The following is a 22,385-nucleotide window of genomic DNA, read 5'->3' as shown; positions in this document are numbered from 1 at the left end:
GAAGAACTAAATATTAATTCAGAACGCTAATTTATCCCCTTCCGTTCGCCGGGTAATATTTTTAATATGGCCAGTTACAACCTGAAAATTTAATTTATTCCTTCAAGCCTATCCTGAAAAACATTAACTAGTTTATAATCTTTGTTTAATACTTCTATCTGTTCCCAAACCTTTGTAATCAGTAAAAAGAAGTCTCGCATTTTTAGATTACCAATGCGCATGTGAATTACCTTGGGAGGTGGTTCTTTTAACAATATTCGGTTAGAAAAATCAGCATCCTTTGTAATAATTGTTAAATTATTTTCTTTGGCATATTGCCAAATTTGTTCATCCGTCCAGGAGTCTCCTAAATCTATCTGATGAATGAACTGTTCATTATGCCACAAAGAAAAATAATAAGGCAAATTAGCATCAACTAAAAATTGAGCCATGCCCTATGCTACTGTTTTTAATATATAATTACGGTTCATCAACTCGCTCGCAAACTTTAAAGCCGCGGTAATATCTTCCCGCTCCAAAGTAGGGTACTGATGTAAAATTTCTTCTACTGTTTCGCCGCTTCCTAAAAACTCAAGAATAGTTTGCACAGTAATCCGTTTACCCCTAATAGTAGGCTTGCCATTACAAACAGCGGCATCTATGGTAATCCGATCAGCTATATATTCCATTATCTTCTTTTAAACGCTGCTACTTACAGCTTAGCGAAATTATTTACTCGCTGCTATTATAACCAAACCGGTTTAGGGCTTTGGGGCTGGTGCGCCAGTTTTCGTTTACCCGCACATACAATTCCAGGTGTACCTTTTTGCCAAAAAATGTTTCCATGTCTTTGCGGGCCAGCGTTCCTACTTTTTTCAGCATTTCGCCCTGGTGCCCGATAATAATGCCTTTCTGGCTTTTCCGCTCTACGTTAATATCGGCCCGCATCCGGATAATGGTGTCTTCTTCTTTAAATTCTTCTACCACCACTTCGCAGCTATAGGGCACTTCTTTTTTGTAGAGCAGGAATATTTTTTCCCGGATCATCTCGGCCGCAAAAAAACGCTCGGGCTTGTCGGTTAGTTCATCTTTGTCGTAATAAGGAGGGTGCTCCGGCAAGTTTTGCAGAATTAGTTCAAATATTTTGTCGGTACCTTTTCTTTCCAACGCCGAAATAGGCATTATTTCTTTCGCCGGCAATTTATCTTTCCAGTATTCTATCTTCAGCAGCACATCGTCCTGGCTGGCCTGGTCTATTTTATTAATGAGCAGCAAAATAGGCACGTTGGTTTTCTGCAACCGCTGCACTATTTCTTCTTCGTCGTGCTTTTCGTAAATATCGGTTACAAACAAAATAACATCGGCATCTTCCAGGCTCATGTGCACAAACCGCATCATAGATTGGTGCAGCTCGTACTTAGGCTGAATAATACCGGGTGTATCGGAATAAACAACCTGAAAATCGTCGCCGTTTAGAATACCCATTATGCGGTGGCGCGTGGTTTGGGCTTTAGAGGTAATAATAGAAAGCCGCTCGCCCACCATCACGTTCATGAGCGTGGATTTACCCACGTTCGGTTTCCCGATGATGCTGACAAAGCCGGCTTTATGTGGTTTTTCGCTCATGAAAGAAGTAAAATTTATCAGGCCTAAAAAATATAATACTCAGAAAATAAATTTCCTGTTTTGTATTGGGCTGCAAAAGTACAATATTTTAACCGGTTTTAGGCAGAAGATTTTTATTCAGAGGCAAATACCCGTTATTAGCTAAGCCAACAGGAGATTAAAAATCGTACAAAACTAAATTTGCCCCAAACCTGTTTATCTTTGCATTCTTATTTTAAAGTTAATTATGGCTACTTCCTCGCTCGGAAAAATTGGCGTTTTATTAATAAATCTGGGTACTCCCGACACCCCCGAAACTCCGGATGTGCGTAAATATTTGCGCGAATTTTTAATGGATAAACGGGTAATTGATATACCGGCCGTGCAGCGCTATATTTTAATAAATGGCATTATTGCCCCGTTTCGGGCACCAAAATCGGCAAAAGTTTACAAACAATTATGGGACGACCGCGGCTCGCCGCTTTTATACTACGGCCACGACCTGCGCGATTTATTGCAAAAAGAACTCGGCGACCGCTACCTGGTAACCTTGGGTATGCGCTACCAAAGCCCCAGCATTAAAAGTGCTTTAGACGAACTTCGCAACCAGCAGGTAGAACGCATTATTGTGCTGCCGCTTTATCCGCAATATGCCTCGGCTTCTACCGGTACTTCGCACGACATGGTAATGGAAATTGTAAAAGATTGGTGGATTGTACCCAGCATTAACTTCATCAGCACTTTCTGCGACGATCCTTTATTTATTAAAGCTTTTGCCGAGATTGGCCGCAAACATTTAGAAGCCAGAAAGTACGACCACGTAGTTTTTAGTTACCATGGCTTACCCGAGCGACATATTTTAAAAGGCAGCACCCGAAATTATTGCAAACTGGGTACCTGTTGTAACACTTACCACAAATTAAACCGCTACTGTTACCGGGCGCAGTGTTTCGAAACCTCTCGGTTGCTGGCCAAAGAATTAGGTCTAGCCGAAGACCAATATACCGTTGCTTTTCAGTCGCGGTTAGGAAAGGACCCGTGGTTGAAACCTTACACCGACGAAATATTAAAAGATTTACCAGGCAGAGGCATTAAAAACGTGCTGGCCTATAGCCCGGCTTTTGTGGCCGATTGCCTCGAAACCACCATTGAAGTGGGCCAGGAATTTAAAGAGCTGTTTGAACAGGCCGGCGGCGAGCACTGGCAATTGGTGGAAAGCCTGAACACGCATCCGATGTGGGTAGAAGCGGTAAAGCAAATGGTACTCCGGAATTAAACAGGTATAGATTTGCGGCGGGTAAAACCCGCCGCATTTGTTTTACCCGAAGTTTGCTGCTTTAATTGTTAAATATATCCGACCAATCGTTTTCATCGTCGGAGCCAAGCAAGAAAGGATATTTGGCGTTAAAACCGGCAACAAAATTTTGAATTTAGATCTTTTTCAGGTCCGTCCATTTGTCGGTAATCAGGGGCTCATATTGCCGAAGCTTTTTTAATAATGCTGCGCCGTCTTCTTCCACAATCAGGCTATCGCGGCGCTCCTGCCGCAGAAAACCTTCGGCTACGCAGGTATCAAACATTTGGAGCAACGGATTAAAATAGCTATTAATATTCAAGAAAGCACAGGGTTTTACCAGAATTCCCAACTGGTTCCAGGTAATAATTTCGCATATCTCATCAAAAGTTCCCAGGCCACCGGGCATAGCTACAAATCCATCCGATAGGCTAGCCATTAAAGCTTTGCGTTCGTGCATGGTTTCTACCACGTGCAACTGTGTCAGGTTATTGTGGGCTACCTCCCGGGCTACCAGGCTTTGCGGAATAACCCCAATGGCAGAACCGCCCGCGGCCAGCACACTATCGGCGATAACGCCCATTAGCCCTACTTTGCCGCCGCCAAAAACCAGCGTTATAGATTCCCGGGCCAGTAATTGGCCAAAAGCTTTTGCTGCCACCGCATACACCGGGTTATTTCCATTATTCGCCCCACAAAATACCGCAATACTTTTCATGTTTTAAATAGCTGTAATATTTCTCTTCGGCAATAGACCTTATAAGCAAATTAAGATTTAGGGTTACTCCTAAATATTTACATTGATAACTAAAATATTCAACTTCTCGCCTTAAAGTTAAAAAGCAGCGCGGCGTAACCGATCGTTTACGGCTCGGCCCAGACCATTTTCTGGTACCAACTCCGCTAAAATTAAGTCTACTGGTTGCGCATCCAGATACCGGAGTCCGGAAAAAAGGTTACGGGCGGCTTCGTATACATCACCGGTAACCGATAATTGTACCTGCTGCGCCGGTGGTACCTGGGCAAAAGTTTCGGAAAAAGAAAGAATACCTACTTTACCTGGTTCATGGGTTTGCAGCAACTGGTTAATATTGCCCAGCATAACTTTTTTGCGCGGGGCATAATGGCTGCTGAGCATACCCGGTGCCTGCGGGTTAGAACTAGAGGTTTTTACCCGCAGGATTGGTTTGCCTAATACTTTTTCAATTTCTTCTAAGGCCAAACCACCCAAGCGCAATATTTCGGGTTCGCCATCGGCAAAGCTAATAATGGTAGATTCGATGCCTACCTGGCAAGCCCCACCATCCAGAATATAAGGAATTCTATTGCCTAATTGCTGGTTTACATGCTGGGCGGTGGTCGGGCTTACGTACCCAAACGGATTGGCACTGGGCGCAGCTACCGGAAAAGGCAATTCTTTTAACAGACTTAGCGTAAGCGCATGATTGGGAATACGTACCCCCACCGAATCATGGCCTGAAGTTACCAGAAATGGTACCTGAGCAGCTCGGGGCAATATTAGCGTCAGCGGCCCCGGCATAAAAGCTTCGGCTAAGCGGTAGGCTAAATCCGGAATATTGGTGGCTATTTGGGTAAAGTTTTGGATGCTGTGGGTATGAACAATCAGCGGATCAAAAGAAGGTCGGTTCTTTGCTTCAAATATTTTTAAAACAGCGGCTTCGGTATAAGCATTTGCTGCCAAACCATAAACTGTTTCAGTCGGAATAGCTACCAGTTCTCCTTGGCTTAGTAATTCCGCCGCTCTACTAATATCCGTACCTATATTTGCCATAAAATTAAGATGTGCCACAAGGCTGCATAATAAATTAAAAATGAAAAAGCCTGTCCGGGTTAAGAACAGGCTTGCTTATACGCTAACTAGTTATTAACCAGTTACCTTTTTATACGTTTTTGCCAGTTTTTCTACTACGTAATCTATTTCTTCGGGGGTATTATATTTGCTCATCGAAAACCGAATAGCGCCACGATCCGGGTCGGAACCAATGGCTTGTAATACGTGCGAGCCAATATTAGAGCCGCTGGTACAGGCGCTGCCGCCCGAAACCGATATTTTATTTATATCGAGATTAAAAAGCAGCATTTCGTTGATGGATGAAGGCGGCAAACTCACGTTTAAAACGGTATACAAGCTTTTATCACCTTCGGCCGAGTAACCATTAAACTGCACATCCGGTACATTTTCTAGTAATTTAGAAATTAACCGGTTTTTCAAGCCCTGAATATATTTTTGCTGTTCGGCCATGTCGCGGTGAGCAATTTCCAGGGCTTTGGCCAAACCAATAATACCGTACACATTTTCGGTGCCGCCCCGCATGTTACGTTCCTGCGCGCCGCCATGGATGAGCGGCGCTACTTTAACGCCGGCATTGCTGTAAATAAATCCAACTCCTTTGGGGCCGTGAAATTTATGCGCCGAACCCACTATAAAATGAACCGGTAGTTTCTGCAAATCGTGGCGGTAATGTCCCATGGTTTGCACGGTATCGGAATGAAAGATGGCCCCGTACTTTTTACAGATTTCCCCAATAACCTGAATATCGTTGATATTCCCGATTTCGTTGTTGCCGTGCATGATAGAAACCAGCGTTATGGGCCGTTCGGCTAATAATTGCTCCAGGTGCTCCAGGTCTAGCCCGCCTTTTTCGTTATGGTCAACAAAAGTTAGTTCCAGTTCACCATTTTTTTGCAAAGCCTCTAAAGAGTGCAATACCGCGTGATGTTCCAGCGGCGAACTAATGGCGTGTTTTATACCTAAACTGCGCACGGTACTAAAAATAGCCGCATTATCGGCTTCGGTGCCACCGGAAGTAAAAAATATTTCGGCCGGCGATGTATTTAATAAATTTGCAATGGTTTTCCGGGCTTTTTCTATAGCAGACCTAGCCTGCCGGCCGTGGGTATGAATAGACGACGGATTCCCGAAATGCTCCAGTAGGTACGGCGCCATGGCTTCAAACACCTCTTTATCCAGGGGCGTAGTAGCAGCATTATCGAGATAAACCTGCATATGTTAGTTAAAAGTTGAGAGTTATGAGTTAAAAGTTATTCTTATTGTAATAAGGAACAGTATTAGGAATAAGAAGATTACTAAGTAAAATTTCTATAATATTCGATATTCTTACTTGCAGTTAATTTAACGCTTAACTCCTAACTCGATTTAATTATTAATAATCTCTTTTATATCGGCAATAATTTTATTGGCTAAGTGATCGGCGGTGGCAATGGCATCCGATTCGGCATAAATCCGGATAATGGGCTCGGTGTTTGATTTCCGCAGATGTACCCACTCTTTGTTGAACTCTATTTTAACACCGTCAATGGTATTAATGGGCTGTTTGGCGTACTTCTTTTGCACTTTCACCAACACATCGTCCACGTTTATATCGGGGGTTAATTCTATCTTATTTTTAGAGATGTAGTAATTAGGATAAGTATTTCTTAAACGGCTGGTAGTTAATCCGGACTTGGCCAGGTGCGTCAGGAACAGGGCAATACCCGCCAGGGCATCGCGGCCGTAGTGTAACTCCGGGTAAATTACGCCGCCGTTACCTTCGCCGCCAATTACTGCCTGCTGTTCTTTCATCATGTTCACTACGTTTACCTCGCCTACCGCCGCGGCGGCGTATTTCCCACCAGCTTTTTCGGTTACATCGCGCAAAGCCCGCGTAGACGATAAGTTAGAAACAGTATTACCTTTGGTGTGCTGCAGTACATAGTCGGCCACGGCCACTAAGGTATATTCTTCGCCAAACATGCTGCCGTCTTCGCAAACTAAAGCTAGCCGGTCTACATCCGGATCTACTACAATACCCAGATCAAACCGGCCCTTTTCTATTAATTTAGAAATTTCGTGGAGGTTCTCGGGTAACGGTTCCGGGTTATGCGGGAAGTTGCCATCCGGTTCGCAATATAACTTTTCTATTTGGGTAACGCCTAAGGCTTCCAATAACATTGGCACGGCAATGCCTCCCGTAGAGTTTACCGCATCAATAACTATTTTAAAATCCCGGGCTTTAATGGCTTCTACATCTACCAGCGGTAAATCTAAGATGGCGTTAATATGCCGCTGCATAGCATCTTGATTCTGGGTATACGTACCTAATTTACTTACCGGGGCAAAATCAAAAGCTTCTTGTTCGGCTAGTTGCAGCAAAAGTTTACCTTCCGAATCAGAAATAAATTCGCCTTTATTATTTAATAATTTTAAGGCATTCCATTGCCGGGGATTATGGCTGGCCGTTAAAATTATACCGCCGGCAGCATTCTCGGCGGGCACGGTCATTTCTACAGTGGGGGTGGTAGATAAACCCACGTCAATTACATTAATGCCCAGGCCCTGCAAGGTAGCACAAACCAGCTTATTAATCATGTCGCCGGAAATACGGGCATCGCGCCCTACTACCACCGTGCTGTTTTGGTTAGACTGCAATATCCAGGTGCCGTAAGCCGCCGTAAATTTCACAACATCCAAAGGGGTTAATGCCTCGCCGGCTTTTCCGCCAATAGTACCGCGTATGCCTGATATAGATTTTATTAAAGCCACTTTACTTGTTAATTTTTGTGCAAAAGTACTTAATAGAATATTAAGATTAAGAGAAAAATTTACCGATACGCCGCTACAGTGCCAGACCTGCCAGAATAAACCGGGAGCCCCAGCAGTTTTAAATAAATATTTAGAAAAGTTTTATGGAATTTCAGAAGCCCTGCATCTTAATAGTATAAATTGCACCAATGCGGTAATTTATAACGTTAGCTAAACCTGGTAACAAAATAGTGCCGCTGTAATGTAATTTATAAACAATGGAACAAACTGAAGAAAAGAAAGACGCAGTAAGAGCAAATCAGTTGCAGGCCTTTAACCGGCTTTTGGATATTATGGATGACCTGCGGGAGAAATGCCCCTGGGACCGGAAACAAACCATAGCCAGCCTGCGGCATTTAACCATTGAAGAAACCTACGAGCTTTCGGATGCTATTATACGCGACGATATGCAGGACCTGAAAAAAGAAATAGGCGATGTAATGTTGCACCTGGTGTTTTACGCCAAGATTGCTTCCGAAACAAACACGTTTAATTTGGCCGAGGTGCTAAATACTTTATGCGATAAACTGGTATTCCGGCACCCGCATATTTACGGCAATACACAAGCAAATACAGACGAGGAGGTAAAACAAAACTGGGAAAAACTTAAAATAAAAGAAGGTAATAAATCGGTATTGGGGGGCGTTCCGGTTTCGTTGCCCGCATTGGTAAAAGCCATGCGTATTCAGGAAAAAGCCCGCGGCGCAGGTTTCGACTGGGAAGAAAAAGAACAGGTTTGGCAAAAAGTGCAGGAGGAACTCCAAGAGTTTGAGTCCGAATTTAACCAACCCGATTTAAACCAGGTAGATTTAGAGAAAGCAACAGGTGAATTTGGCGATTTACTGTTTTCGCTTGTCAACTTTGCCCGCTTTATCCAGATTAACCCCGAAGAAGCGCTGGAGAAAACGAATTTAAAGTTTATCAAACGTTTTCAGTACATGGAAGAAGAATCGGCGAAAGAAGGAAAAAATTTAGCGACCATGTCGTTGGCCGAAATGGATGTTTATTGGGAAAGAGCAAAGCAATATTAATATAGGTTTATTATTTGCTATATAAACGCTTGTTAATCTGCCAAGTACCCCATTTTGGAGACCATTTTCGCAAAAAATATTTTTATAAATACTTGTTTAACTCCAATCAGAAAAATATTTTCTTTGGATAACTTACAAATTTTATAAAAATTTTCCATCAAGTTCAATCATTTACTAACAAACATCTAAGTTTATTAGTTAAATACTAGAAACCTTCTATATTTATTAAACAATGAATGAAAACGTAAAAGGTGGTGTTTTGTGGGATATTTGATTTTAATTAGGTTTGTAAAGAAGAATGATAAACCAAATAATGTAAAAAAAGCATATTTATACGATTAACCGCTTTGAAATTTCAATCCATTTTACATATTTGCATAAACATTGATTAATTATTAGTTCAACCAAAGATTAATAAAAACACATTTTAACAACTTTACAGCAGGATAATTAAAATTTTAAAAACCCAAACACAAACAACTAAACTTTAAATTTACAACAACAATGGAAAGAAAGAATGTAGTAAGTACCAATGCTCCAAAACCAGCAGTTAATACCGCAACTGATAAATCTGATGGTAAAGCGGGTTCTGTTTTTGCCAGTATTGTTATTCCAGTAGCAATTGTGGTTTCGTTTTTAATTTACATGTTTATATTAGGCAACCCTGCTAACTTCGAAGGTGGTAATCCGGAAAATCACCCGCTGCCAGGTAACTATTTAGGCGTAGTATATAAAGGTGGTATTATTGTACCTATGTTAATTTCGCTTAACCTAATGGTTTTGGTATTTGCTATTGAGCGTTTCTTAACTATCAGCAAAGCCAAAGGCACCAAAGGTATCGAGCAATTTGTACGTACTATCCGTCAGAAATTAAACCAAAAAGATATTAATGGCGCTATTGCTGCATGTGATGTTCAAAAAGGTTCGGTAGCTAACGTAGTTAAGGCTGGTTTAGGCAAATACAAAGAAATGGAACTGGACCGCGAATTACCTAAAGACCAAAAAATTCTGGCTATTCAGAAAGAAATTGAAGAATCTACTGCCCTGGAATTACCAATGTTAGAAAAGAACCTGGTTATTATTTCAACCATTGCTTCTATCTCTACGCTGGTTGGTTTGATTGGTACAGTACTTGGTATGATTAAAGCGTTCGCGGCTCTTGCAACTGCCGGTTCTCCGGATGCAGTAGCACTCGCCAACGGTATCTCTGAAGCCTTGATTAACACAGCTCTTGGTATTATTGGTTCTACCCTGGCTATTATTGCTTACAACTACTTTACCAGCAAAATTGATGCCCTTACTTATAGCATCGACGAAGCCGGTTTCAGTATCATTCAAACATTTGCTGCCGAGCACGATAACGTTGGTAATACAACACACCGCACGGCTAACGTTTAGTTTTAAAATTTTTAAAGAAAAGTAAATGCCAAAAGTAAAACCGCACAGAGCCAAGCCCTCACTGGATATGACACCCATGGTGGACTTGGCCTTCCTGCTGGTAACTTTCTTCATGCTGATTTCAAAATTTGCGCCTGAAGAAGTTGTTGTGGTAGATACGCCTTCTTCTACATCTGATATTAAACTACCGGAATCTGATATTCTTACCATTACGGTAGATAAAAACGGCCGGATTTTTTACGGAGTAGAAGGGCAACATACCAAGCGGGAATTAATTGATAAAATGTCAGCGAAATACAACATTGCTTTCACAGAAGCTGAAAAGGCAAAGTTCTCGAATACCGCAAGTTTCGGGGTGCCTATAGCCAATCTGAAGCAAGTATTAAACGCATCCGAAAGCCAGGTTAAAAATATTAATCAACCTGGTATACCGGCCGACTCTCTAAACAATGAACTTGGTGACTGGATTTATCAGACCCGATTATCTAATCCTAAAGTTAGAATTGCCATTAAAGGAGATAGCGATGCTGATGTGCCTACTATTAAGAAAGTAATTAAAACGTTGCAAGACAAAAAGGTAAACCGGTTTAACCTGATTACCGATATGGAAGCAAAACCTAGAATTTAAACCGCAAGAAAATGGCAGAAATACAAGAAAAAGGCGGCGGTGGCGGTAAAGGCGGAAAGAAAAGGGCGAAGAAGCAATCAACCAAAATAGACATGACACCTATGGTGGATTTGGGTTTCCTTCTCCTGACCTTCTTCATTCTTACCACAACGTTCGCTAAGCCACAGACGATGGAAATCAGTATGCCGGTCAAGCCTAAAACCCAGGAAGAGCAGTCGGAGTTAAAAGCTTCTAATGCACTTACCTTGTTATTGGGTGAGAACGACAAAATTTACTGGTACGCCGGCTTACCTGATGCACCAACCGCACCAGGCGTTCAAACAACAACTTATGCGGCAAATGGTATCCGCAAGATATTACTTGATCGTAAAAGTAATCCAGACTTAGTAGTTTTGATTAAACCCATGGAAAAAGCTCGCTACAAGAACTTAGTAGATTTGCTTGATGAAATGAATATAACCGAATCTAATAAGTATGCGATTGTGGATGTGGACCCGCGGGATGAAAAGTTAGTAGAACAAGCAAAAGCAGAAGGAAAGTAAGAAATGGAAACTAAACTTGATTACTCAACCGCGTCGCTAAACGACATTGTCTTTGAGACGCGGAACAAGGCTTACGGTGCTTATTTTCTTCGCAAGATTTACAATAAACACGTAACCATTGCTACATTTATTGCTATTGCTATTTTCATTCTTTTCATAAGCGCTCCTCTTATAGCCAACCTGCTAGGTGGCGATGAAGAAGAAGTAGTTTTACAAGAAGAAAGAGTAGTAGAGTTAACAGAGCCGCCGGCTTTAGAGAACAAACCACCACCGCCACCACCACCTGATTTGCCGCCACCGCCACCACCAGTGGTATCAACGGTAAAATTTACTCCTCCGGTTATTAAAAAAGACGAAGAGGTACGTAAGGAAGAGAAAATTCCGGATCAGAAGGAACTGGAAGATGTGGTAATCTCTACTGCAACGGTTGAAGGTAATACCAAAGAAGAGGTATTAACCGTAGTTGAAGCACCTAGCGAAGTAGGTGAAGTGGTAGAAGATAAGATCTTTACCTTTGTGGAGCAGCAGCCATCTTTCCCGGGTGGTGAAAGCGAGCTGAACAAGTTTATCAAAAAGAACCTGAAATACCCACCAGCTGCTTTACGGAATGGTTTGGAAGGTTTAGTTGTGGTACAATTTGTGGTAAACCGCGAAGGCGAAATATCGGATGTGCAAGTAGTTAAAAAACTGGGTGGCGGAACCGACGAAGAAGCCATGCGTGTTGTGAAAATGATGCCTAAGTTTGCCCCTGCTAAGCAGAACGGCAGACCAGTAAGTTTCCGCTACACCTTACCTGTTCGTTTTGGTTTACAATAACAAAACCAGCTTATAAAATAAAAAAACCGAAGTTTTACTACTTCGGTTTTTTTATTACCCATTAGCAACCTTTTACCACAAATATTTTTTGTTAGCGTTGATTTATGGAATAAACCGCTTTTTTAATCATTATTATGAAGAGAATATAAAATGAGGGAAAACTTTGAAAAGAAATCCGAGACCACTGCTCAAAAGGTATTAAAATACTTTTCACTCCTAATGACATTTGCGTACCCGGCCCTTGGCTTATACCTGCTACTTTCCTCACCAGAGCAAATAGCTTTAGACCCTGTGGCTAAAATAGGCGTTGGCGTGATGTTAATAGTATATGGTTTATATCGCTTTTATCGCACTTACCAACGCTACTTTAAAGGAAACGAATCTGCTGGGCGCAATGATTAAATTAGCCAAAGCAACCTACCGGCAAGTAGTAAGTTTGAATTGAACTTAGGCGAAATTTAACAATTATCGTATAACCCAATTAGCCGGTTTGTAAAAGGAGAGATAAAATAACTAAAACATAATAATCTGATTAGGTTTATCCAATTTACACTTGCAACTTTACGTACTAAGAAAATGAATAACCGCTTTAATCTTTTTTTCTGGGCAATTTTCCTGTGTACCGGTATTGCGGCGTGTAACAGATCCGGCGAAATTAGCGATACGCCTACTTCCGGCAAAATGAAAATAAGTGTAGACGAATCATTTGCACCTATTATTGATTCGCACGTTTATACCTTTCAAAAATTGTACAAATATGCAAAGGTTACTGCTGCTTACAGGTCAGAAGGTGAAGTAATAAAAGATTTATTGCAGGATAGTGCTCGCCTGGCCATTATTGCCCGCCAACTTACGCCATCCGAAATGGAGTACTTTAAAAAAATAAAGATTACTCCCCGCGTAAATAAAGTAGCTATAGATGGTGTAGCTTTAATTGTGCATCCCGAAAATACCGACACGCTTTTGGCTATTCCGCAGCTAAAAGATATATTTACCGGTAAAGTAACTTCCTGGAAAGAAATAAATCCGAAATCAAAACTAAATGATATTACAATAGTTTTTGATAATAACAATTCCAGCACGGCCCGGTACGTTATTGATTCTATAAATCAGAAACAGCCTTTGCCGGCAAAAGCCTCTGCTTCAAAATCTAACCCGGCATTGGTAGATTATGTAGCCAACAATCCGAATGCAATTGGCGTAATTGGCGTAAACTGGATAAGTGATTTTGATGATTCTACCGCAATTGGCTTTTTGAAAAAAATAAAAGTAGTGGCCGTTGGGCGCAAAAATAACCCAACCGAACCAGATACGTATTACCAACCTTTTCAGGGATACTTGGCGGCAGGAACTTATCCGCTTCGCCGGGACTTATATATAATAAGCCGCGAAGCCAGAGCAGGTCTTGGCACAGGTTTTGCATCATTTGTAGCCGGAGACAAAGGGCAACGTATATTTTTAAAATCTGGCTTGGTACCAGCCACAATGCCCATAAGGCTGGTAAATATTAGGGAGTAACCAAAACAATTTTTAATTACTAACAACTTAAAATAAAAACCAATGATTAAGAACTGGAAATACGTCCTTGTGATTGGCGCCTCTTTCGCAACAACTACTGCTTTTTCGCAGTCGGTGAAAGACGGACAACGCGCAACAGATTTAGAGCGCTACAAAGAAGCAACAAGGACCCTGCAGAGCTTAAGTAAATCTAACAATGAAGAAGCATCTCTTTATTTAGCTGATGCTTACTTAAGAGCAGGTAAAACGGATTCCGCTACCATGATTTTAAATCAGGCAGCCGGCATGAATGCCAAGTCTGCTATTAGTATGGTAGCCGCCGGTAAAGCCGCTTTACTGAAAGGCAACATGAGTGAAGCCGAAAGTAAATTTGAAGATGCGGTAAAGGCGAAGAAAAAAGACCCTCAGATTTATAAGTTAATTGGCCAAGCCTACGCCGATGCCAATGTAAAAGATGTTACCAAAGCTTTGGACTACTTGAACAAAGCAAATGAGCTGGCTAAAAACAAAGATCCGGAAATATTTATTGTTATGGGTGATGTGCAGCAACTGCAGCCAAACGGCGGTGGCCCAGCCATGACCGCTTACGACCGGGCATTGCAGATAGATAGCAAAAACGCTAAAGCTCATTTTAAAAGAGGTCAGCTTTATGTACGTTCCCGTAACTTCAACGAAGCCCAAACTGCTTTACAAGCTGCTATAACAGCCGATGCTAATTATGCACCCGCTTACCGCGAATTAGCCGAAATGTATTATTTCGCCGGTAAATACGACCAGGCCCTCGAAAACATGCGTAAATATATTTCCATGTCGGAGAATACGCCTGATACCCGCGCTAAATATGCTTCATTTCTTTTCTTAACCAAAGATTATGCTGGTACTATAAAAGAAGCCCAAGAAGTACTGGCCCGTGACCCTAAAAATGCAGTAATGAACCGGGTTATGGCTTACTCTTTGTACGAAACTGAAAAAAATGCTGAAGCTTTAACTGCTATGGAAAACTACTTTAAAGTAGCTGATCCTGCGAAAGTACTTGCTTCGGACTATGCTTACTACGGCCGTATGCTGGCCGCCGGCGATAAAGCCGCTGAAGCGCAAGCCAACTTCGACAAAGCTTTGGCTATGGATGCGACTAATGTGGAACTGATGGATGACATTGCCTCTTTCTACGTGAAGCAGAAAGACTATGCAAAAGCTATTTCATTGTATACCAAAATAATAGCAGCTCAGCCAAAAAACTTAAACGTTTATAACGTAAGACTGGCAGATGCTTATTTTGCCAATCAGCAATTTGACGAAGCTGATAGCTTATATAGCATTGTTCTGAAAGCTAATCCAACTTACGCCCATGGTCTTTTCCAAAGAGCCCGGATTGCCGATGAAAAAGACACCGATAAATCTGGTGATGCCAAACCACTTTATGAAGAATTTATTAAAGTAGTAAACCAAGATCCTTCTAAAGTTCAGTCTTATAAGGGTTACTTGGTTCCGGCAAACTACCTCTTAGGTTTTTATGCTTATAAAGGAAAAGATTATGCTACTGCCCGTAAATATTGGCAAGATGTTTTAAAACTGGACCCAGCTAACAAAGAAGCCAAAACTGGTATAGCTAACCTGGATGCTATTAGCAAAGGTGCCAGAAGATAATTATTCTTCATGCAATTAAATAGAAGGGCTGCTTGTATAAAGCAGCCCTTTTATTTTGGCCTTTAAATAAATTTAAAACAAGTGAAAGCAAAATCCTGATAAAAGAAGCAGTTGAATATTTTATACTGAAGTAAACCATTGTCTTTGTTACAAATTCACCGACATCTCAGGCAAAAGCTTTAGAATTAGCGGTAATAAAACCAACATTATTACCATAACCTGTTCTAAACAGAAATACTTACCAGCTTTAAAAGTTAATAACCAGCTGTGCTAATATTCCTAAACATACCAAAACAAGTGCCTTTTAGTAGCATAAAGAAGCTTAAGTAAAAGGTTAATGTTCTAAAAATATTGGGCGAACGTAAGGGAATAAGTGCTTACATTATAATGGCTTCAAAAGCAATATTTATTCTTGATCTGCAAACAACTCCCATTTATTTAATACTTGTACAAAGTCATCGGGAAGCTCAGAATTAAATTGCATAAAATGATGGCTTACCGGATGCACAAACCCTAATGATTTGGCGTGAAGCGCCTGCCGCGGTATAATATTGAAAGCATTTTGCACAAAAGCCTTGAAAGAAGCAGTTTGTTTACCGTAATGAATTTGGGTACCACCGTAAGTAGCATCGCCAAACAGCGGATGCCCTAAAAATTTCATGTGCGCTCGAATTTGGTGTGTCCGACCGGTTTCCAGGTTGCATTGCACTAAAGAAACGTAGCCAAAAGATTTTAATACCTTATAATGCGTAACAGCGTGTTTCCCCTGCTCACCATTCGGATATACAGCCATTACCTTGCGGTCTTTAAAACTCCGGCCTACGTGCCCCGTAATAGTGCCTTGGCTCTCTTTAGGTACACCCCAGATTAAAGCATAATAAGTACGCTCAATACTATGGTTATAAAACTGACGGGCCAGATAAGCCATAGCTAAGTCTGTTTTGGCTATTACTAATAAACCAGAGGTATCTTTGTCTATGCGGTGTACTAATCCCGGGCGACCTTCGCCGTTGCGGGTAGTAGGCAAATTTTGCAGATAATAGGTTAAACCATTCACCAAAGTACCGGTCCAGTTGCTATAAGCAGGATGCACCACCATGCCGGCCGGTTTATTTACCAATAACAACGCATCATCTTCGTAAACAATATTTAAAGGAATATTTTCCGGTACTATATCCGTGTCGCGGGGCGGATCGGGTAAGGTTATGGTAATTATATCGAACGGCTTTACTTTATAACTAACTTTAACCGGCTCATTATTTACTTGTACCGTTTCTGCTTTAATAGCCGTTTGCAATTTGTTGCGGGTTACATTAGGCAATCTGTCCATCAGGAATTTATCTATCCGGAGCAAGGCCTGGCCTTTATCTACTACAATGCGGTGGTGCTCGTAGAGTTCTTCTGAGTCAGGAATAATATCAATATTTTCTGTATCCATAGATAACCTTCTGAATGGCTGAAAACTTTACGTTGCAAGCGTAAATTTTTAGAATATTAGGTAACACAAAACTACATTAAAAAAGAAAAGCCGATGTGGTTCACACATCGGCTTTTGCTTAAACTAAAAACAAATTATTTTTTCTTCTTAGTAGTTGTAGCTGGTTTAGTGTTCAGGCTAGGAGTAGTAGCCTTAGGGGCTGTAGTATTATTAGCAGCTGGTGAAGTGGTGGTGTTACCAGCCGTACCTTTAGCCGGAGGTGTAACGCCCATTTTCTTTAACACTAAGTCAGAAATATTACCATCTTCGGGAGCATGTAATAAAATAGCGTTGGTTCCGTAACCGGCATCAGAGTTAAACACATAGGTATAACCATTATCTTTAGCTACTTCGTCAATGGCTTGCTGCATTTTTTTGTAAGCCGGCTCTAACAAAGATTGCTGCTTTTTCTGCAACGAAACTTCTGCATTTTTCTGAAATTCTTCAATAGAAGTTCGCAGGTTCATTAATTCTTTTTCTTTGTCGGCCCGGATAACTTCGGTCATGGTAGAAGCACCTTTTTGGTAAGCTTCGCCTTTGGTTTCGAACTCCTTATATTTTGCCTGTAACTGAGACTCTAACTGGGTACTATAAGCTTTCAGGTCCGATTCAATACGTTTAGCTTCCGGCATCAGCGCCAGGATATACTCTACATTGGTATATCCAATTTTGAGAGAGGCAGGGGTTTGCGCGTGCGAGGAGAAAATACTCACAGCCGTTAGAAATGCTACTGCCACTAAAACTTTAAATTTGTTCATTGCTTAAATAATTACGTTTGTGTTACTTTTTTTTGTTTTGTGTTTTACTATTAGGTTGTGCTTTACTAGCTGCTGGCTTCCGGTTGGTCCCGCCCGGTTGCACGGCATTTTCTTCTGCCATATCGTCGGGCTGGGTTGCAGCACCCGGCGTATCATTAGCGTTTACCGTTGGCTTATCTGTACCCGGTGCATTTTTTTCCGGCGAAGCAAGACCTAATGCTTCCAGTACATACTCGGTATAATCATGTACCGGATTTGTATACAGCATTACCAAAGCCCCCGATTTGTCAAAAACAATCTGCAGCTGCCGCTGCTTGGCAACTTTTTCGATGGCATCGTAAACTTCATCCTGCACCGGTTTAATCAATTCCTGGCGTTTCCGGAACAATAGTCCTTCAAAACCAAATATTCTTTTCTGGTACTCTTTTACTTCCTGCTCTTGCGCCGCAATTTCATTTTGCCGCTTCTTCTTCATTTCTTCGGTTAGCAGCACTTCTTCAGCCTGGTAACTTTTGTGCAGCTTATCTATTTCCTTATACCGGGTCTCGATATCACGCTGCCAGTTTTCCGCGAGTTTATCTACTTCTTTCTGAGCAGCGGCAAAAGCAGGCATTTTGCTTAGAATAAATTCTGAATCAACGTAGCCAAACTTCTGGGCATAACTCGCTTGCCCCAATAATAGTAAGCTCAGAACTAAAAATACTACCTTTTTCATTTTATTCAAAATTGCCTTCGCCTTAAAGCAAGTATTAAGGGCAATCAGTTCCTTTTAAGCCTAATTATTTTAAATCTTGCAATAATCAGTCCAGTTTTGCCACCACTTTCCTATTGATTTATGAAGAACAAAAAAGGAGGCAAAACAATTTATTCTTAACTATCTTATTTGCTGGCCAATCATAAAGTGGAACTGTCCTTTCTTCTCACTTCCTGGGTATGTATCAAAAGGTATACCATAATCGAAGCCAAGTAAACCAAACGCCGACATAAATATACGGGCACCAACCCCCGCCGACCGGTATAATTTAAATGGATTGTAATTGCGGTAAGAAGCAAAGTTATTACCAGCTTCGGCAAAGCCCAGCACAAACACTGTAGCCGCCGGATTTGGCGATACCAGGAAGCGTGCCTCGGCCACATACTTGGTAAACGCAATACCACCGGTATTCTGGCCAGTCTTCGGATCAACCGGCGATACTGACTGGTCTTCGTAACCACGTAAACCCACAAACTCGGTACCCACAATAAAGTTACCAACCCCCATACCAGAACCACCTAATTTAAAGCGCTCAAAAGGTCCTACATCGCGTTTATCACTAAAAGTATTCAGGAAACCAAAGTGCGCCCGGGTGTTCAAGACAAACTTACCACCGGCAGATAACGGCGTAAACCACGAAGCATCAAACATCCACTTATGAAACTCTATCCACTTGTTCTTGTCGAAATTTTCGGATAAGCGGGAGTAAGGTGGTGTTACGTTCAGGCTTAAGCTCAGCGATGAACCACGTCTTGGGAAAGTTAACTGGTCTAAGCTGCTGCGCGATAAGGTATTTATAAACGAAATACTGTTGGCTGAAGCTTGGGTGGCATTTGGGTCGGAAGAACCAAACTGGTAATAATTAATAAAATCGCCGCTGGTAATATATTGGTTATAACTAAGCGAGTGCGATAATGAGAAATTATTATCGGGTTTGCGCAAACGACGACCCAAGCTAATACTGGCGCCATTAATAACAATAGCTCCTTGCTCGCGGTTATCGCCGGTAATGCTTCTGGATATGGTTTTGTTAACCCCTACGCTAAACGAGTTCCGGCGGCGGCCACCTAACCAGGGCTCAGTAAACGATAAAGAATAAGACTGGTAACGCAAACCGTTAGCCTGAATATTTAAAGCCAACCGCTGACCATCGCCGCTCGGGATAGGCCGCCAGTTGCGGAAATCGGTTGCTTTGCGCGCTGAGAAATTATTCAGCACCAACCCTACTGTACCTACCAGGCCGTAAGGTCCGCCCCAACCACCCGATAAGGTAATCTGGTCGTTAGGTTTTTCTACTACTGAATATTTAATGTCTACGGTACCTTCGGCTTCGTTCGGAATTGGGTTCATGCCAATTTGTTCCGGGTCGAAATAACCTAAACCGGCAATTTCCCGCTGCGAATTAATTAAATTGGTACGGCTGAACTTTTGACCGGGCACCGTATAAAGCTCGCGCAGTACCACGTGGTCGCTGGTTTTAGAATTACCCGAAATGGTTACGTCTTTAATCCGGGCTTGTGCGCCTTCGTAAATACGCATTTCAATATCAATCGAGTCGCCTTCCACAGCTACTTCAACCGGATCTACCCGGAAAAACAAATAGCCGTCGTCCATGTACAACGACGAAATATCCACGCCACCAGCCGGATCGTATTGCAGGCGTTTTTCTAAACGTTCTTTACTGTAGGCATCGCCGCGCTCAATACCTAAAACACTGGCCAGTTGCTTTCCGTCGTACACATAATTACCCCGCCAGGTAATATTCCGGAAATAATATTTTTGTCCTTCGTTGATGCGCAGTTGAACCCCTAACCGATCTTCTGAGGTATTATAAACCGAATCCGAAATAATTTCGGCATCGCGGTACCCTTGGGAGTTATAATAATCGATTACGGCTTTTTTATCATCTTCAAACTTAGAAGGCTGAAACTTAGAAGCGGTGAGCACTTTATAGAATTTCTTCTCTTTGGTGTTCTTCATTTTGCTTCGCAGCTTTTTATCCGGAATAGCTTCGTTGCCAATAAAAGTAATATCGTCTATTTTAACTTTATCGCCTCTATCTACATTAATATTTAACACTACGCTGTTGGCCAATACCGAGTCTGGGCGAGGAATAATATTTACCTTGGCGTTCATGAAGCCTTTTTCCAGGTAATATTTTTGTACCGCGTTTTTAGTGGTGTTCATTAAAGCATCGGTTACCACCCGGCCACGAATCAAGTCTATCTTTTTGGTTAACTCATCTTCCTGGCCTTTTTTAACGCCATTAAACACAAACCTGGATAAACGAGGACGTTCGGTCAGGAAGAAATCGAGATATATTTTTTCGCCTTCTATTTTGGTAACATAAACCTCCACATCGCCAATAATGCCTTGGTCCCACAAACGATTAAGGGCTTTGCCCAAATCTTCGCCGGGTACCGTTATAGGGTCGCCAATTTTAAGGCCCGTAATAGAAATAAGCGTATTAGGATCGAGGTATTTGGCCCCGCTAACCGTAATGCCCCCAATCTGGTACCGTTTAGGATTGGCATAATCCAACGGGGTATTAGTGCCGGAAGGATTTAAATTTACTTGTGCTTCTGCAGTAAGCACTGTTGCTGTTAAGATTAACAGCAACATAACTTTTTTAATCATTTAACGTTATTTCGTAAGTTGTTCGCTTATTTTACCAAATCTTCTTTCCCGTCGCTGGTAAGAGAGCAACGCTTCATAAAAATGTTGCTTCCGAAAATCAGGCCACAATAAGTCTGTAATATATAACTCTGCATAAGCCAGTTGCCACAACAAAAAGTTACTAATGCGTTGCTCACCGCTCGTACGGATTAATAATTCGGGGTCGGGCATGTTACGGGTAGACAAATAATTGCTGACCGTGGTTTCCCGGATGTTATTTATATCTAGTTTACCACTTTCCACATCCTGGCCAATGGCTTTTATAGCTTGGGTAATATCCCAACGGCCGCTGTAACTTAACGCCAGCACCAAAGTCATCCGGGTGTTCGTTTCCGTTAGAGCCATGGCTTCGGTTAACTCTTTCCGGCAAGCTTCCGGCAAAGAATCTAAATCCCCAATAGCTTTTAATCTAATATTATTCTTGGTTAAAGTTTCAGTCTCTTTCCGAATGGTTGCTACCAGCAACTGCATCAAGGCATTTACTTCTAGTTTTGGCCTCGACCAGTTTTCCGTGGAAAAAGCGTATAAAGTTAAATAACCTATGCCGAGTTCCGCTGCTGCCTCTACCGTTTCGCGTACGGCCGTTATTGCATTCTGATGACCAAAAATCCGAAGCCCACCTTTTTTCTTTGCCCACCTACCGTTACCATCCATAATAACGGCAACATGCTTCGGCAAATTGTTTAAATCAATTTTTTCCTGAAGGTTCATCCAAACAAAATTTCGTTGCAAGTTATAAAAACCTGCCCAATTTTCAGAACACCCGAAACCTTTTGTTAGTTTTAATTAGCGGATTTATAATTCTTTAGCTTTGGGAAGGGCCTTATTGCCCGCTAGTAACAGATTATTTTATGTCTACTAAGGAGGATTATTGCAGTAAATTTCTTTTACCCCGGTACGGGTCGGGGCAGATAAGCTTATAAAAAGTATACGAAATACTTACCCCACTGTAATAATACCAGTCTTTGTCGTAAGGGTTGGTAAAAGGCAATTCTTCAGGCGGATTCGATTCGTGTTCTTTATTTTTCAGGTAATCTACCTTATCGCCACCTTTTAGCAGGGTTTTACGGGCTCCTACTTCTAAGCCCAGGTTCCAGTGCCGCGATAAAGCATATTTAACCCCAATCCCTAACGGAATAGCCAGCACAAAACCATTCTCGAAAGGCTTAATGGTATTGTTTTGCAACACTACTTTGTTATTGTAATTGGTAACGGCAGCGTTCAGGAAAAAGTAAGGCGTCCAGCGAATGCGCCGCCGCTGGTCATAATAATTCAGAAAATTATAATCAATACCCGCCGATAGCTCTATCAGGTTGGTTCTCATATCGGCGCGCCGGTACTGGTTCAAAGGCCGGTTAATATTTTCGTCTTTTGCCCGCATTAACCCCAGCAACAATCCTCCCCGCAACACCAAAGCCTGCGAAACATCTTTTTTGTAAAAAATATTGAAGGCCGGGCGATTATTGGCAAAACGATAGTTTGGTGATATTTCGCCTTTATACGTGGTAGCCCCCACCCCTACTCCTAACTCACTGGTGCGGTACGATTCTGACTGGGCCATTGCCCTGGTGGCAAAAAAAACACTCCCTACTTGCATGGTACAAATAAGGAGTGTAAATACTAAACGGTTTTGAATCATAGGTTAGTTTAAATATATAT

General features: G+C 41.8%; 22 protein-coding genes. 9 read left to right on the top strand and 13 right to left on the bottom strand.

Annotated features, from left to right (window positions below; all coding sequences use genetic code 11):
- Positions 1 to 89: 89 nt before the first annotated feature.
- The 3 genes from F0145_RS15640 to era are packed head-to-tail and all read right to left on the bottom strand — an operon-like array spanning position 90 to position 1,605.
- Complete coding sequence (locus F0145_RS15640) at positions 90 to 431, bottom strand: DUF5615 family PIN-like protein (RefSeq protein WP_150089575.1); 342 nt, start codon at positions 429 to 431, stop codon at positions 90 to 92.
- Between the two features lie 3 nt (positions 432 to 434).
- Positions 435 to 668 carry a DUF433 domain-containing protein gene (locus tag F0145_RS15635; RefSeq protein ID WP_150089573.1) on the bottom strand — a complete coding sequence of 78 codons (234 nt, stop codon included), beginning with the start codon at positions 666 to 668 and terminating at the stop codon, positions 435 to 437.
- Between the two features lie 43 nt (positions 669 to 711).
- Positions 712 to 1,605: a GTPase Era gene (gene era / locus F0145_RS15630; protein WP_150089571.1), complete on the bottom strand. Its 894-nt coding sequence runs from the start codon at positions 1,603 to 1,605 to the stop codon at positions 712 to 714.
- A gap of 226 nt (positions 1,606 to 1,831) precedes the next feature.
- Here era and hemH point away from each other — a divergent pair, with 226 nt between their 5' ends.
- Positions 1,832 to 2,860 (top strand): ferrochelatase, encoded by a 1,029-nt coding sequence (gene hemH / locus F0145_RS15625; protein WP_150089569.1) that lies wholly within the window; start codon positions 1,832 to 1,834, stop codon positions 2,858 to 2,860.
- Positions 2,861 to 3,014: 154 nt separating this feature from the next.
- On the opposite strand, the gene F0145_RS15620 is transcribed toward hemH, so the two are convergent.
- From F0145_RS15620 to glmM, 4 genes are all read right to left on the bottom strand, one after another.
- Positions 3,015 to 3,596, bottom strand: a complete 582-nt coding sequence (locus F0145_RS15620; protein WP_150089567.1) for an LOG family protein — start codon at positions 3,594 to 3,596, stop codon at positions 3,015 to 3,017.
- Between the two features lie 117 nt (positions 3,597 to 3,713).
- On the bottom strand, positions 3,714 to 4,670 hold the full coding sequence (locus F0145_RS15615) for an L-threonylcarbamoyladenylate synthase (protein ID WP_150089565.1): 957 nt from the start codon (positions 4,668 to 4,670) through the stop codon (positions 3,714 to 3,716).
- A 93-nt stretch (positions 4,671 to 4,763) separates the two neighbouring features.
- On the bottom strand, positions 4,764 to 5,906 hold the full coding sequence (locus F0145_RS15610; protein ID WP_150089563.1) for a cysteine desulfurase family protein: 1,143 nt from the start codon (positions 5,904 to 5,906) through the stop codon (positions 4,764 to 4,766).
- A 150-nt stretch (positions 5,907 to 6,056) separates the two neighbouring features.
- A complete protein-coding gene (gene glmM / locus F0145_RS15605; protein ID WP_150089561.1) occupies positions 6,057 to 7,442 on the bottom strand; it encodes a phosphoglucosamine mutase in 1,386 nt (461 codons plus the stop codon).
- A gap of 257 nt (positions 7,443 to 7,699) precedes the next feature.
- Here glmM and mazG point away from each other — a divergent pair, with 257 nt between their 5' ends.
- The 8 genes from mazG (at position 7,700) to F0145_RS15570 (ending at position 15,061) form a co-directional block, all read left to right on the top strand.
- Positions 7,700 to 8,512: a nucleoside triphosphate pyrophosphohydrolase gene (gene mazG / locus F0145_RS15600; RefSeq protein WP_150089559.1), complete on the top strand. Its 813-nt coding sequence runs from the start codon at positions 7,700 to 7,702 to the stop codon at positions 8,510 to 8,512.
- Positions 8,513 to 9,016: 504 nt separating this feature from the next.
- The gene (locus F0145_RS15595) at positions 9,017 to 9,910 is read left to right on the top strand and encodes a MotA/TolQ/ExbB proton channel family protein (protein WP_150089557.1); all 894 of its coding nucleotides are present in this window, start codon (positions 9,017 to 9,019) and stop codon (positions 9,908 to 9,910) included.
- 25 nt (positions 9,911 to 9,935) lie between these two features.
- Positions 9,936 to 10,538, top strand: a complete 603-nt coding sequence (locus F0145_RS15590; protein WP_150089555.1) for an ExbD/TolR family protein — start codon at positions 9,936 to 9,938, stop codon at positions 10,536 to 10,538.
- An 11-nt stretch (positions 10,539 to 10,549) separates the two neighbouring features.
- The gene (locus F0145_RS15585) at positions 10,550 to 11,080 is read left to right on the top strand and encodes an ExbD/TolR family protein (RefSeq protein ID WP_150089553.1); all 531 of its coding nucleotides are present in this window, start codon (positions 10,550 to 10,552) and stop codon (positions 11,078 to 11,080) included.
- Positions 11,081 to 11,083: 3 nt separating this feature from the next.
- Positions 11,084 to 11,896, top strand: coding sequence for an energy transducer TonB (locus F0145_RS15580; RefSeq protein WP_150089551.1), 813 nt, complete (start codon positions 11,084 to 11,086; stop codon positions 11,894 to 11,896).
- Positions 11,897 to 12,046: 150 nt separating this feature from the next.
- Complete coding sequence (locus tag F0145_RS26245; protein WP_190277566.1) at positions 12,047 to 12,298, top strand: hypothetical protein; 252 nt, start codon at positions 12,047 to 12,049, stop codon at positions 12,296 to 12,298.
- Positions 12,299 to 12,472: 174 nt separating this feature from the next.
- Positions 12,473 to 13,414 carry a PstS family phosphate ABC transporter substrate-binding protein gene (locus F0145_RS15575; RefSeq protein WP_150089550.1) on the top strand — a complete coding sequence of 314 codons (942 nt, stop codon included), beginning with the start codon at positions 12,473 to 12,475 and terminating at the stop codon, positions 13,412 to 13,414.
- A gap of 42 nt (positions 13,415 to 13,456) precedes the next feature.
- Positions 13,457 to 15,061: a tetratricopeptide repeat protein gene (locus F0145_RS15570; RefSeq protein ID WP_150089547.1), complete on the top strand. Its 1,605-nt coding sequence runs from the start codon at positions 13,457 to 13,459 to the stop codon at positions 15,059 to 15,061.
- A 406-nt stretch (positions 15,062 to 15,467) separates the two neighbouring features.
- Here the strand turns inward: F0145_RS15570 and F0145_RS15565 are convergent, their stop codons facing one another.
- The 6 genes from F0145_RS15565 to porG all read right to left on the bottom strand — a co-directional run bounded on the left by F0145_RS15565 (position 15,468) and on the right by porG (position 22,365).
- The gene (locus F0145_RS15565; protein WP_150089545.1) at positions 15,468 to 16,499 is read right to left on the bottom strand and encodes an RluA family pseudouridine synthase; all 1,032 of its coding nucleotides are present in this window, start codon (positions 16,497 to 16,499) and stop codon (positions 15,468 to 15,470) included.
- Positions 16,500 to 16,633: 134 nt separating this feature from the next.
- Positions 16,634 to 17,296 carry an OmpH family outer membrane protein gene (locus F0145_RS15560; RefSeq protein WP_150089543.1) on the bottom strand — a complete coding sequence of 221 codons (663 nt, stop codon included), beginning with the start codon at positions 17,294 to 17,296 and terminating at the stop codon, positions 16,634 to 16,636.
- A gap of 22 nt (positions 17,297 to 17,318) precedes the next feature.
- On the bottom strand, positions 17,319 to 18,011 hold the full coding sequence (locus F0145_RS15555) for an OmpH family outer membrane protein (RefSeq protein WP_150089541.1): 693 nt from the start codon (positions 18,009 to 18,011) through the stop codon (positions 17,319 to 17,321).
- A 159-nt stretch (positions 18,012 to 18,170) separates the two neighbouring features.
- Positions 18,171 to 20,687, bottom strand: coding sequence for an outer membrane protein assembly factor BamA (gene bamA, locus F0145_RS15550; RefSeq protein ID WP_150089539.1), 2,517 nt, complete (start codon positions 20,685 to 20,687; stop codon positions 18,171 to 18,173).
- Between the two features lie 6 nt (positions 20,688 to 20,693).
- Complete coding sequence (locus tag F0145_RS15545; protein ID WP_150089745.1) at positions 20,694 to 21,437, bottom strand: isoprenyl transferase; 744 nt, start codon at positions 21,435 to 21,437, stop codon at positions 20,694 to 20,696.
- A 157-nt stretch (positions 21,438 to 21,594) separates the two neighbouring features.
- Positions 21,595 to 22,365 carry a type IX secretion system protein PorG gene (gene porG, locus F0145_RS15540; protein WP_150089537.1) on the bottom strand — a complete coding sequence of 257 codons (771 nt, stop codon included), beginning with the start codon at positions 22,363 to 22,365 and terminating at the stop codon, positions 21,595 to 21,597.
- Positions 22,366 to 22,385: the final 20 nt, after the last annotated feature.

Source organism: Adhaeribacter rhizoryzae, from assembly GCF_008629685.1.
GTDB lineage: Bacteria > Bacteroidota > Bacteroidia > Cytophagales > Hymenobacteraceae > Adhaeribacter > Adhaeribacter rhizoryzae.
Note: the sequence above shows the minus strand (reverse complement) of the source record. Positions and strands in the feature narration are given on the sequence as shown.